This is a genomic window from Pseudomonas sp. IT-P176, assembly GCF_949767245.1.
Taxonomy (GTDB): domain Bacteria; phylum Pseudomonadota; class Gammaproteobacteria; order Pseudomonadales; family Pseudomonadaceae; genus Aquipseudomonas.
Window position 1 is genome coordinate 1 of record NZ_CATKPN010000072.1, and the last position, 13,135, is coordinate 13,135.

Below are 13,135 nucleotides of genomic sequence, written 5' to 3' on the forward strand. Positions count from 1 at the left end.
GTTGATTCGACGCATTTGGATATAAAAGGATTTCGTTTGGCGGGTCGTATAAATATTACGAAGTGGCAGGCGAAGTCTGAAACATACTTGAGTTTTCTAAAGGGGAAAGGGCAAGATAAGGTTTCGGGTTTCTTTAAAGCGTTTTTAGGGTGCAATAATTCTGTTGCGGCAGCTGCGGAAACTAAAAACCTCACTCAGGTTTTGGAACTGTTTGCTGAATCCAAAGAAATGCCTGATGAAGTTAAAAGTGAGTTTCTTCGTAAGGCCTATACTATTTGTAAGGGATACGCTGACACTGATCGTCCGTTTGAGCTTGAGCCGTTTTCAAATGAGTTGTGGCCTGAGGCTCCTGAGGAACTAGTAGCAGTGATTTCAGAATCTAATACGAATATTTCAGACGGTTTTGTTCCAGATAAACGGTCTTTAAATAGATTGGTTAAGTTTAGTGGTAAGTCGAAGCATTGGCGACTGGACTTTGATAGGTTGGCTTTAGAAAGTAAGGAAATACAGTTTGATAAGGATAAGCGTTCCTTGACGATCACGCATTTACCTGCTGATCTGCTTGAACGGATGATGAAAGAGCACAGAGACGACGAAGACGATGAGGCTTGAATTTGCACACCTGTTGCCAATATATAAAGCCATGCAGTCGTTGCAGGGCTCTAGATATTCCATGTGCGTAACGCAAGAAATAAAAAATAGTTTAATTCTAATTCTTGATGATGATGAGGCGCTCCCAGATTCGGGGTTTTCATATGCAGGCGATAGCACTGCAATAGTTGAAGGGGCTGTTATTGAAATTCACGTCAATTCCCCAAGGCTGGGTCTGGGGATATTGGCTAGTGATTTTTCTGATTATTTATCGAAGGCTGGAACTGTATTAAAGGAGAAGAGTCATTTTTTTCTAACGGACTCTAATTTTTACTCAAAGGATGCAATTGCTCCTGCGGTTGTTGAAAGCTACAGGTCCGTGCTGCGATTTATTGATGTATTAAAAGAGAGTGCTTATTATCTAGATGAAAAGGCAGAGGCGTTAATTTTCTACAAGGATGGCAGGTTTGAAATTCCGCTGAAGTACTCGTGTGGCGATGTTCTGGAGTTTGATGTAGGTGCATTAGAGAATTTGCATATTTTAATGAGTGGTAAACTCCATGCGGCACAAAAAAGCTCACTTTTGGCGCAAACTGTAATTGAGTTAACTCAGTCATTGCCACCAAGTGAGCGGTTTGCATTTTTGGTCAAGAGTGCAGATGATCTATATCAAAAGGCTCAGGTTGGATATAATTTATTTTCAACTGACTTTACTTATGAAAAGGCTAAAGAGGAGGTGCACGCTTTTAAGCTGGAGACGACTTCAAGATTGCATAAGGTTATATCCGAAATTCAAACGCAGCTTCTTGGTATTCCTATTGCTACTTTTGTGGCTTTGAGTCAGATTAAAAAAACCAACAGTTTGGATTCGCAGTTTGCTATAAATACCGTTATATTGTTTGGTGCGATAATTTTTTGTCTGTTATTAGGTGGGTTGTTACTTAATCAGAAGTTAACATTAAATACCATAGAGGCTGACGTTAAACGTCAGCGGAAGATTTTTGAAAAACGCTTTGAAACAGCTCCTGATGCTTATGAGGGAGTGTTCAGAGGGATTTGCTCTCGACTAACTTTTCAGTTTTGTGCGATATTTTTAGTTTCTGTTTTGACTGTTTTAGTCGTTGCTGTTTCATTTATTTTTTATGTTGTGCATACGCGGCCTTGGTTTGATGTGTTTTTTTCATAGATGTACGATGTGTGTTTGTTGGTCGCATATTTTATAACTTCATGTTCTTGCGCTCTCGGTCGAAAGTACGCTTCGCAGGTTTTTCATAAACATATAGCCATTTAAGCCGTCTAAGTGTGAGTAGGTCTTAAGCTATTATGGTCTTTTCATTGCCTGTCTTCTGGTCGTGGTAATAAGTCAGACTGACTTTCTTATTTGCATGATCGATGCGCGCAGATCGACATCGACGTATTGCGCAAGGTGCTCAAGGATTCGAAGAGGCATGGGAACTGTCGCAGGTTATTTGTTTACTCCCTCATCGGCAAGCAAGACGCAATTCATATGATCCTAGTCAGCGAGGCATCGCCAAAAAATGAATTCAACTAGATCAAGAAAAAGACGCCGAATGAATTGAGCTAGACTATTGATACGGCTGCAATTGATTGAAATTGTGCCGCAGAATGTAGGGTGCTTTGGATCGATCACAGTGGAGATGCAGATCCGTGCGGCGAACGAACTGGCACCCATTCAGACACAGATACTGCAGGTGAATGATTGGGGGGAGGTAATCCGGTGAAACCTTACGAAAACGCAGGGGAAGCAGTAAGCCCCCTGCGCAGTAAATGAGGCAACAAATCTGCGCGCCGACACTGGATCGAGGAGGTGAAGTGCTCGAACCAAGACCTCACGCCATATACCATATAGTAGGTAGTCGGGGTGCGAAGCCAAATTAACACTGCGATCCTCGACCTGTCCGTAAGGGTGACGTCCACGTGGTATTGCCAGTTAGGACACGATTTTAGACTCAAAAGAGTACGATGAGTGTTAACGGACTAATTTACGAACAAGTCGTCCATTGGTGAACTCAACTCGTCGAGTTGAGCCTGTAATTCCACAATCGCTCGCTGATGACCAGTAATCACATCCTGATGCTCTTTTATCTTATCGAGAATCTTGGTCCTTTCTATCTCGGGATAATCCAAGAAGTGCCCTTCGGAGAGAATTTCAATTTTCTTGCTGAGGGATATTTTTTTTTCCGCCTCAATTAAGGATTCATTATCCATCTGCATGATTAATTGCTTTAGGTCGGAGACCGTGGTTATATTAAGAAAGGCTTTTTTTGAGGAGACATAAACGACGGACTTTTTCCGTTGTTTTAATAGTTCGATGACATTGCTTAAAGTGCCAGTGCTTTTACAATCCCAAATCATGAGTCCGAAATCGGAGTCGTCAGCCATTTTTAAATCTTTCGCTGTAAAATAGGCTCTCGACTTTGTCTTTACAGGAGGTTCAACATTAACCACCGGCCATGCGCCATCGTTATTTCGAGGAGAGCTGCCAGTGCAGTATACAGTTACTGTCGAAAAATACTTTTCTTTGAAATACTGCTGGACAGATTTATCAACCCCGCCGGCGTCGCCAACAAGCACATTTAGGCCGGATGAAATTACATTGTTAAGTCTTGATTTTACCTTATTGTCAAGGCTCTTTATTTTAATGGAGCCCGAAATAAATACCGTTGACATTTAGTGTCTCCGAGTTATGGCGATGGCAGAGATGTTTCTTATGTTACCGTATTTTCGCAAAGTAAAACATGCAGCTTCTAAAGACGCACCTGTATCATATAGATCATCTATCACAAGCGCATTCCACGGTCCTTTACTCATCGCGTCTCGAACCTCAAAGCATCCGGCCAAAGCAGCAACGCGCTCGGCATATGTTTCTAGATCCTTCATCGCGCCAGTAGGTTTTATTTTTTCTAAAGTTTGTTCGTTGAAATCAATATTCAGTAGCTCTGCAACTTTTCGAGCGATTTCTGTAACGGGTTGCTTAGTGCGAGCTTTGCTCGCAGGCATAGGTATAACGACTTCAATTTTTGGGAAGTTGTTGCTGGTTAATGCGTATACTATTTGTTTGGCTAGGTATTCAACTTTGCTGAAGTCTAAGCGATACTTTAGTTGAAAAACGGCTTCGCCAATTTCTGTTCTTTCTGTATCAAACTGCATATATCCTTGTTCGTTTTTACCAATCGGTACGGAGCGGACAATGTGCTTGTCGAGGCTCACCGCTTGATCCCATGCGCCGTTAGTAGGTATCTCTCGAATTACCATGCTCTTCTTCCTTGGCTGTCTGAATTTACACACTAAATTTCTATCAGTGCTTCTTACTAGATTTTTTCCAACCAACCCCTAGATCTTGCCATTCTCCGAAAGCTTGCACTGATACTCTTGGCAGTACCGTCAGTGCGCTACGTAACTAGAGCGCTTCACATGTCCTACAGCTTATCGAAGACTAGTTTGATGAGATAGGCCTTATCGTCGTCTTTTACACGTCTCGGAAACTCCGACCAGCCTACGTGTTTAACGAGCTGCGCCGGGCTTGAGCATTTATCTCCGGTCAAAATCTCCCCGTTATGGGCCCCTGCAGGAGGTTCTGGCCACGGTGTTGCGGTTACTGCTCATAGGGTAAATACTGATTTTGGAGTACCTCTCATTTAAGATTGAGAAAGCTACCTTCCTTGCCACCCGTTCACCGAGGCGGAAGTGGTCGTTTCAATGTCAGTAAGCTGGGATATGAGTCGGCTACTGGAATGCCTACCCTGTTGTGGTCGTACTCTGGATGGGCCGTCGACTGCGTTCTGATGCAGAAACTCTGGTTGAAAACCATTTCTCAACGCCGCGATAGTGTCCATTCCGACTCCGATCTGACTCTTTTAGCGGAGAAAATCTTGCCATGGCGGCCTTACGGGCTGCCGGAGTGGCGATTTCGTCGCGCACCAATCGGTGTACTTCTCCACTATCTCCTTCACCGCCACATTCTACAAACACAAACCCCCGACTTTCCAAGAGAAAGTCGGGGGTTGTGGTTTTTGGCGTCTGGAAAAAGACCATATGGGAACAAAATGGGAATGCGGGCAGGTCAGCGTGCGCTGTCGCACTAGCGTTGTCACGCCCACCTGGGCCTTTCCCTAATCCCGCATATACCCCCCATCCACATCCATAATTTCCCCAGTAACAAAACTCGCCGCATCCGATGCCAGGAAGCACACGGCGGCGGCGATGTCGCGGGGGGTTCCGGCGCGTCCCAGTGGCATGTCTGCCAGTACTTTGGCCCGTGCTTCGGTGCTCAGGGTGCTGGTCATGTCGGTTTCGGTCAGGGCGGGGGAGACGGCGTTGGCGGTGATGTTGAAGGGGCCGGCCTCGCGGGCCAGGCCCTTGGTCAGGGCGATTACGCCGCCTTTGGCGGCGGCATAACAACTGTTGCCCAGCAGGCCGCCGCCGCGTTTGCCGGCGACGGAGGCGATGTTGATGATGCGTCCGCAGCGGCGGGCCATCATGCCGGGGAGTACGGCTTTGGCGCAGTAGAAAACGCTGTTGAGGTCGATTGCCATGACGCGCTTCCATTCTGCCGCGCTGACTTCTAGCAGGGGCAAGGTCGAGACGATGCCGGCATTGTTGACCAGGATGTCGATGCTGCCCAACGCCAGTCCTACCTGGCTGACCATTGCCTGCACCTGTTGCTCGTCGGCAACGTCGACACCCAGGCCGATGGCATCGATGCCCAACTCACCCAACTGGGCGGCGGCCCGTTCTGCGGCGTCGTGGTCGAGGTCGCAGATGGCGACCCGCGCGCCGCATTGGCCCAGGGCGACGGCGATGGCATAGCCGATGCCGCGTGCGGCGCCGGTCACCAGTGCGTTACGGCCCTTGAGAGAAAAACTGATCGGCGCAAAATTGGCTGAGGCATTCATTATTGTTATTCCTTGATCTGGACGCAGGTCGGCCTTCCCGATACACGGGAAGTGGCCGGCTTTTCGATGGACAGCAGGGGGTAAACCGTCAGGAAGGGGCGAAGCTGCCCAGCGCCAACTGGTTCTTCAGCGGCGCGATGTCCAGCCGCCGCAGGACGCGATACAGCGAGGGTCGGCAGATGCCCAGCGCGCGAGCCGCCGCGGTCATGTTCCAGCGGCAGTCGATGAGCACGCCGAGGACGTCCTCGCGCTCACCCACTGGGGCGGCGGTGGGCCTGCTCGGGCGAATCGGCGTGACATTCTGCACCTGGGCGCGGACCGGCAGCCCAGGCTGACCACCGGCTTGGGCGAGGAAATCAGCGGGCAGGTCACAGCGCTGGATGCGCGCGCCTTCCTTGACCGCGCAGGCGTAGCGGACAACCGCGCGCATCTGCCGCAGGTTGCCGGGCCACGCATGGCCGAGCAGGAGGGGCCAGACATCGGCACTGATCACCTGGCGTGGGTCGCAACCGGGCAATTCGTTGTCGACCATGCTGCACACCAGTTCGGCCCGGTCAGTGCGCTCACGCAGGGGCGGCAATTGCACCACGCCGGTAGCAATGCGATAGAACAGGTCTTCGCGAAAGCGGCCGTTTTCCACCAGGTCGGACAGTGATTGGTGGGTCGCGCAGATCAAGGCGAAGTTCACCGGCACGCTGCGTTCGGCACCCAGCGGGGTGATCTCGCGTTCGGCGATGACCCGCAGTAGGCGGGTCTGCTGTTCGAAGGGCATGTCGCCGATTTCATCGAGAAACAAGGTACCGCCGTCGGCCTGGGCCACTTTGCCTTTCTTGCCGCCGGGCAGGGCACCGGAGAAAGCACCGCGGGCATAGCCGAACAGTTCGCTTTCGATCAGGGTTTCGGGGATGGAGGCGCAGTTGAGGGCGACCAGTTGCGCGGCGTGGCGCTGACTGTGCTCGTGCAGTGCACGGGCCAGGACCTCTTTGCCAGTCCCGGTCTCGCCCTGGATCAGCACCGCGATGCCGCGCTCCATGAGCCGCAGTGCACGGCGGAAGGCCTGGCGCACGTAGGGGTCGGAGTCGTGGGCAATATCGCATTCAGGGTAGGCGGAAGTTGTGTGGGCTCGGGTAAACGAAGGGTTTTCGTGTACAGAAGGCATCAGCGTCACCTTTTATTATTGTATAGCTCGTGACTATGTCGACTCACCGCACTTGTGATGCAGCCGTCGATATGGCGTTGAATGACAATAACGAGGCACACTTATATTTTCCAATCCATAATAAATCATCTATTGATACCTTTGAGAGCATCATGATTGAGCTCCGCCATCTGCAATATTTCCGCACCCTGGCAGAAACCCTGCACTTCGGTCGTGCCGCCGAACGCCTGCATATCTCGCAGCCGCCGCTGTCACGGCAGATCGCCTTGCTGGAAGACGAACTGGGGGTCAGGCTGTTTGATCGTTCCCGGCGACGGGTGGAGCTCACCGAAGCCGGCCAGCGTTTTTACCTGGACACCGGCACGGTGTTTGCCGCGTTCGAGCAGGCCAAGCGCAATGCCTTGGCCGCAGCGCGGGGGGCGGCGGGCGAGTTGTCGGTGGGGTTCATGATGTCGACGGCCTACAGCGTTACGCCGGCGATTACCCGGCGCTACGCTGCGCAGTTTCCCCAGGTCAGCCTGAAGCTGACCGAGACCTTGCCCCTGGACCTGGCCCAGGACATCAGCAGCGGCAACAAGGACGTGGCGATCATGTACCGCCCGCAGGACTGCTCCGGGCTGGAAACCGTGACGCTGTTTCGCGAAGAAATGACCGTGGTCCTGCCGCCGGGCCATCGGCTCCTCGAGCAGGCGCTGATCGACCCTCGGGAGCTGGCCGGAGAAACCTTCATCATCGTGCCCCGACGGATCGCTCCCGCCTTGCACGACATGATCTTCAACTACTGCCTGCAGCACGGTGTCACCCCGAACATCGGGCTGGAAATCAACATGCAGCAAACCATCGTCAACCTGGTGGGCGAAGGCTTGGGAATCGCGATCGTGCCGCGCTCGATGTGCAACATGCGCCTGGCCACCACCACCTTCAAACCGTTGCGCGATGCCCCGGTCATTGAGGTGGTCGCGGTGTGGAAGGCCGACAATCACAACCCCTGCATCGCCACCTTCATCGACAGCGCAGAGCACGCTTGCCTGCAAGTGACTCGCGAGGCGCAAGCGGGGTGAGCTGCGGAAAAATCGGCTGGCCCAGACGATACAACTGAAGCGACACGTGTCTCCCCAAGTGTCTCCCACCCCTGTCCAGGCGACAGCTGCCTGGGCCTGACCACTATCGCGCAAAGCCCCGTTCCATAAGGCCTGCGCTGGCCTTGCCAAGCCTTGGCACCGCTCTTGCTATCGCCCTTGCAAACACCATTCATGCAAGGAACCCCTTATGCGATCGCCCGTTATCACAGGCTGGTATCACTCCCCATTCGGTAAGTTCGACCAACTCGATCCCGAGATGATGATGGCCGAGGCCGCCGTTGGCGCATTGGCGCATGCCGACATCGCGCCGCAGCAGATCGACTCCATCCACATTGGCCACTTCAATGCCGGCTTTGTGTATCAGGACTTTCCCTCGTCCCTGTTGGCCAACCACATTGAGGCACTGCGCTTCACGCCCTCGGTTCGGCTGGAGAATGCCTGTGCCACCGGCTCCGCTGCGATCCACTCGGCGCTGCAAGCCGTCCTCAGTGGCCAAAGCCAACACGCACTGGTAGTGGGCTTCGAGAAGATGAATACCCTGCCCACCGCCGAGGTGGGCAAGATCCTGCTCAAGTGCTGCTACGCCAAGGAAGAAGCCGACATCGAGGGCGGCTTTGCCGGGGTGTTCGGCAACATCGCCCACAGCTACTTCGAGCGTTACGGCGACCAGTCCGATGCGCTGGCGATGATTGCGGCCAAGAACCACGCCAACGGCGTGCTCAACCCGTACGCCCACATGCGTCGGGATTTCGGTTATGAGTTCTGCCGTCAGCCATCGGAAAAAAACCCGTTCGTGGCCGGGCCACTGAAACGCACCGACTGCTCGTTGATCACTGATGGCGCGGCCGCCCTGGTGATCAGCCGCGAGGACCTGATAGGTGAGCGCCGCCATGCCGTGCGCTTCCGTGCCGCGGTGCAAGTCAACGACTACATGCCGCTGTCCAAACGCGACCCCACCTACTTCGAAGGCGCCGCCCGCGCCTGGCAACAGGCCCTGCAGCGGGCCGAGTTGAGCCTGGCCGACCTGTCGCTGGTCGAGACCCACGACTGCTTCACCATCGCCGAGTTGCTGGAGTACGAAGCCATGGGCCTGGCCGAGCGGGGTCAAGGTGCGCGCGTCATCGCCGAGGGCATCAGCCGCAAGGACGGGCGCCTGCCGATCAACCCCTCGGGCGGCCTCAAGTCCAAGGGCCATCCCATCGGTGCCACCGGCGTGTCGATGCACGTGATGGCGGCCATGCAGCTCTGCGGCCAGGCCGGCTACATGCAGTTGCCCAAGGCCGATCGCGCCGGTGTCTTCAACATGGGCGGCGCGGCTGTGACCAACTACGTGAGCATTCTGGAGCGCGCGCAATGATGGGCATCGACAACGTGATGAATCTGGGGGAAATGCTCAACCAGGTCGCGCGTCGCTATCCGGATGCACCGGGTTTCATTCGTGACGGTCGTGAGCATTCCTGGCAAGAAATTTCCAGGCGGGTCGACAGTGTTGCTGCGGCCTTGCGCGCGCGCGGCCTGGGTAAAGGCGACAAGCTGCTGGTGCATTCGCGCAACAACCTGCCGCTGTTCGAGAGTGCCTGGGTCGCGTTCCGCATGGGCGCCGTGTGGGTGCCGACCAACGTGCGGATCACCCCGGCGGAAGCGGCCTACCTGGGCAGTTCCAGCGGCGCGGTAGCGATGCTGTATGACGAAGGCCTGGAGCATTATGTCGACGCCGTGCGTGCGGCATCGCCGAGCCTGCAACAGGTGATCGCCATCGGTCAGCCGCGTGCCGGCGAACTGGGCTACGAGCAATTGTTGAAGGAGGGCAGCGCGCTGCAGGCCAGCTTCCGTGCGGCCGAAGTGAAGTACCACGACCCGCTGTGGTTCTTCTACACCTCGGGCACCACTGGCCATCCCAAGGCCGGGGTGCTGACCCACGGTCAGATGGCGTTTGTCATCACCAACCATATCGCCGACCTGATGCCGGGCCTGAATCAGCATTCGCGTTCGCTAGTCCTGGCCCCGCTGTCCCACGGCGCCGGCATCCATGCGTTGGTCAACGTCGCCCGGGGCGCTGCTTGCATCCTGCCGGCCAGCGACAAACTGGACTGCGACGAAGCCTGGCGCCTGGTGCAGGAATACCGCGTGGACAACCTGTTCACCGTGCCGACCATCGTCAAGATGCTCACCGAAAGCGAGGCCGTCGACCGCTACGACCACAGCAGCCTGCGCCACCTGATCTACGCGGGCGCGCCGATGTATCGCGCCGACCAGCGCCATGCCCTGGACAAGTTGGGCAAGGTCCTGGTGCAGTACTACGGCCTGGGTGAAGTGACGGGCAACATCACCGTGCTGCCTGCCGATTGCCACGACAACGAGGACTCGCCGAATGCCAAGGTCGGTAGCTGCGGCTACCCGCGCACCGGCATGCAGGTGGCGATTCTCGATGAGGCCGGCAACGAACTGGACACGGGAGTCGACGGTGAAATCTGCGTACGCGGACCGGCGGTGTTCAGCGGCTACTACAACAACCCTCAGGCCAACGAGAGCTGTTTCAAGTTCGGCTGGTTCCACACCGGCGACCTTGGTCATGTGGATGAACACGGCTATCTGTTCATCACCGGGCGGGCGTCGGATATGTACATTTCCGGTGGTTCCAACGTGTACCCGCGGGAGATCGAAGAGGCCCTGCTCAGCCATCCGGCGGTGACCGAAGCCGCCGTACTGGGCATGCCCGACGTGAAGTGGGGCGAGTCCGGCTATGCCGTGATCGTCACCACCGGCGAGGTCAGCGACGAACAACTGCTGGCCCATCTGGAGCCGCGAATCGCCCGCTATAAATGGCCCAAACGTTTTGTGCGCTGGGAGGAAATGCCCAAGTCGGGCTACGGCAAGATCGTCAAGAAGCAGATCCGCGCGTTGCTCGAAGAACGCCAGGAGGTGGCCTGATGACGCCGCATTTCGCTGAGCGTGCCGGAGTACGCACGTTTATTCACGAGGGGCCGTCCCTGGCACCGCGACTGCTGGACCTGGAAGTACCGTGCTGCGAAGAGCTGCGCATCGTCCTGCCCCTGGCGAGCAACGTCGCGGCAGGCGTGCTCAAGGCGCTTGAAGGTCGACGTTACGGCAGCGCCGTGGGGCGCATCCTGTGTGGCGGTGCCGCACACCTGAGCTATCACCGGATGATCGTCACCGACCAGCCCGAGCGTCCGTATGACTACGGCCAGCCGGTGGTCCTGGACGGCTACATCACCTTTATCAGCGGCGCCATCACCGTGGGGCGCGACGCCCGGGGCGCGCCGTTGTTGCATTGCCATGCCGGTTTCCTGGACCGCGATGGCGAGCAGCACGGCGGGCATCTGGTGCTGGACAAACTGATTGTCGGCAGCGAGCCACTGACGATTCGCCTGTGCCTGTTCGACCAGGTTGCCTACCAGGTACAGCCTGACGCAGAAACCCATTTCAACCTGCTGCATCCTGTCCGCAAGGAGCTGTCATGAGCGTTGCCGTAACCGAAGAATCGCTGGTCCAGGACGGCCGCCTGGGCCGTCTGGTGATCGCCCGCCTCAAGCCCAACGAAGACCTTATCGACAGCGCCGAGGCCCTGTGCAAAGAGCACGGCATTGATTTGGCGGTGGTTCGCGGTGGCTTGGGCAGTCTGATTGACGGGCAACTCAGCTACCTGGGTCGCGAGGGCATGATCCAGATCCATGTTCCAGGCCCGGGGGTGGAAATCCTTAGCGTCAGCGGCGAAATCCTCAGCGGTGCAAGTCGCCTGCAGGCGGTGGTTGCCGATGCCGATGGCAAGCTGTACGCCGGCCGCCTGGAACGCGGCAAAAACCTCACCTTCATCACGGTCGAGCTGACGCTGCAAGAGTGGCTGCCCGACTGACGCTTTCACCCGCCATAGCCATAACAAGAAAGTCGAAGCCAGGTGCCGGGGGCTCTTTCATGCCCCGCGCCCCGGATTGTCGACCGCCCCCATTAGGAGAAACAAAAATGACAATAAATCCTTTCGTTCGCCTGTCTTTGCTCGCCACCAGCGGGGTGCTCCTGTCACCCCTGGCCCACGCTGACTTCATCAAGGACGGCAAGGCCACCCTGGGGTTTCGCAACTACTACTTCAACAACGACTACCGCGATCGCGCCGGTCCCGCCGGGCAAAGCAAGACCGCCGAATGGGCGCAGGGTTTCTTTCTCGATTACAAGTCCGGCTTCACCGACGGCACCGTCGGCTTTGGTGTCGACGCGCTCGGTTTGCAGGGGGTGCGCCTGGATGGCGGCAAAGGCAATCACCGCGGCAGCTCGATGATTCCGGATGAGAGTGATGGCAGCGCCGTGGACGATTGGAGCCGACTGGGCCTGACCGGCAAGGTGCGTTTTTCCCAGACCGAGGCCCGCTACGGAACCCTGCAGCCGAAGTTGCCGATCCTGGTGGCCAACGATGGTCGCGTGCTGCCGCAAACCTTCGAGGGCGGCATGATCACCTCCAAGGAAGTGGACAACCTGACCTTGCTCGGTGGTCGCCTGGAACATGCGACCGGCCGCGGTTCGACCAACAGTTCGGGGCTCGCGGTTGCCGGTGGCACCCAGCAAAGCAATGAGTTCCTGTTTGCCGGTGCCGACTACAAGCTGAGCAAACAACTGACCCTGCAATACTACGCAGCCCAGTTGGAAGACTACTACGTGCAGCATTTCGGCGGCCTGGTGCATGTGCTGCCTTTGGGCGAAGGCCAGTCGCTGACCACCGACCTGCGTTACTTCAAGACCGACGCCGATGGCCGCAACGACACTGCCTCGGGTCGGGCTGCCGGGTACCGGGTCAGTGGCCTGGGGGACACCCCCGGCAAAATCGACAACGACACCTGGAGCGCGATGTTCACCTACGCCCTGGGTGGCAACTCCTTCCTGCTCGGTTACCAGAACGTCTCCGACAGCGGCAATTTTGTCCAGGCCAACCAGGGCAATACCAACGAAGGTGCGGCCGGCAGCAGTATCTACCTGTTCACCGACCGCCTGATCACCAGCTTCACCCGGGCCGGCGAGCGCACGGCTTTCGGCCAATACGGCTACAACTTCGCCTCCTTGGGTGTGCCAGGGCTGGTGGCGTCGGTCACCTACCTCAAGGGCACCCATATCCGCATGGCGAGCGGGTCCGACGAGAAAGAGTGGGAGCGTGACCTGGCGCTGGATTACGTGGTGCAGAGCGGCACCTTCAAGGGCGTCGGGTTCAGCTGGCGTAACGGCACGATGCGCAGCGGTGTGCCCAGCGAGTATTCCCAGGACCAGAACCGCGTGTCGGTCAACTACACCCTGGCGTTGTTCTGATCCCGTGGGGGTCGCTTGAACAGGGCCCCTTGTCCGTTGGCGGTAGGGTTGGCGGCCCTGCAGATCCATTTCTTCGG

General features: G+C 56.1%; 12 protein-coding genes. 8 read left to right on the top strand and 4 right to left on the bottom strand.

What is annotated here, in order from left to right; all coding sequences use genetic code 11:
- Window positions 1–612 (top strand): nucleoid-associated protein (locus ACM6IP_RS20865; RefSeq protein WP_414862198.1); only part of this gene is annotated, 612 nt, incomplete at its 5' end.
- Window positions 602–1,777 (top strand): hypothetical protein, encoded by a 1,176-nt coding sequence (locus ACM6IP_RS20870; protein WP_414862199.1) that lies wholly within the window; start codon window positions 602–604, stop codon window positions 1,775–1,777. The genes ACM6IP_RS20865 and ACM6IP_RS20870, both read left to right, overlap by 11 nt.
- 812 nt (window positions 1,778–2,589) lie before the next feature.
- Here the strand turns inward: ACM6IP_RS20870 and ACM6IP_RS20875 are convergent.
- The 4 genes from ACM6IP_RS20875 to ACM6IP_RS20890 form a co-directional block, all read right to left on the bottom strand.
- Window positions 2,590–3,282, bottom strand: coding sequence for a hypothetical protein (locus ACM6IP_RS20875; RefSeq protein WP_414862200.1), 693 nt, complete (start codon window positions 3,280–3,282; stop codon window positions 2,590–2,592).
- Window positions 3,283–3,867: a ComF family protein gene (locus tag ACM6IP_RS20880; protein WP_414862201.1), complete on the bottom strand. Its 585-nt coding sequence runs from the start codon at window positions 3,865–3,867 to the stop codon at window positions 3,283–3,285. It lies immediately after the preceding gene.
- Window positions 3,868–4,724: 857 nt separating this feature from the next.
- On the bottom strand, window positions 4,725–5,507 hold the full coding sequence (locus ACM6IP_RS20885) for an SDR family NAD(P)-dependent oxidoreductase (RefSeq protein WP_095165572.1): 783 nt from the start codon (window positions 5,505–5,507) through the stop codon (window positions 4,725–4,727).
- An 88-nt stretch (window positions 5,508–5,595) separates the two neighbouring features.
- The gene (locus ACM6IP_RS20890; protein WP_414862202.1) at window positions 5,596–6,666 is read right to left on the bottom strand and encodes a sigma-54-dependent Fis family transcriptional regulator; all 1,071 of its coding nucleotides are present in this window, start codon (window positions 6,664–6,666) and stop codon (window positions 5,596–5,598) included.
- Between the two features lie 152 nt (window positions 6,667–6,818).
- On the opposite strand from ACM6IP_RS20890, the gene ACM6IP_RS20895 reads away from it, so the two are divergent.
- From ACM6IP_RS20895 to ACM6IP_RS20920, 6 genes are all read left to right on the top strand, one after another.
- Window positions 6,819–7,727 (top strand): LysR family transcriptional regulator, encoded by a 909-nt coding sequence (locus tag ACM6IP_RS20895; RefSeq protein WP_095165568.1) that lies wholly within the window; start codon window positions 6,819–6,821, stop codon window positions 7,725–7,727.
- A gap of 208 nt (window positions 7,728–7,935) precedes the next feature.
- The gene (locus tag ACM6IP_RS20900) at window positions 7,936–9,105 is read left to right on the top strand and encodes an acetyl-CoA acetyltransferase (protein WP_414862203.1); all 1,170 of its coding nucleotides are present in this window, start codon (window positions 7,936–7,938) and stop codon (window positions 9,103–9,105) included.
- Window positions 9,102–10,679, top strand: coding sequence for an acyl-CoA synthetase (locus tag ACM6IP_RS20905; RefSeq protein ID WP_414862204.1), 1,578 nt, complete (start codon window positions 9,102–9,104; stop codon window positions 10,677–10,679). Before ACM6IP_RS20900 ends, ACM6IP_RS20905 begins: the two co-directional genes overlap by 4 nt.
- On the top strand, window positions 10,679–11,230 hold the full coding sequence (locus tag ACM6IP_RS20910) for a hypothetical protein (protein WP_095165562.1): 552 nt from the start codon (window positions 10,679–10,681) through the stop codon (window positions 11,228–11,230). Before ACM6IP_RS20905 ends, ACM6IP_RS20910 begins: the two co-directional genes overlap by 1 nt.
- Complete coding sequence (locus ACM6IP_RS20915; protein WP_159997157.1) at window positions 11,227–11,622, top strand: PPC domain-containing DNA-binding protein; 396 nt, start codon at window positions 11,227–11,229, stop codon at window positions 11,620–11,622. The genes ACM6IP_RS20910 and ACM6IP_RS20915 overlap by 4 nt, the downstream gene beginning before the upstream one ends.
- Before the next feature lie 107 nt (window positions 11,623–11,729).
- A complete protein-coding gene (locus tag ACM6IP_RS20920) occupies window positions 11,730–13,058 on the top strand; it encodes an OprD family porin (protein ID WP_095165558.1) in 1,329 nt (442 codons plus the stop codon).
- Window positions 13,059–13,135: the final 77 nt, after the last annotated feature.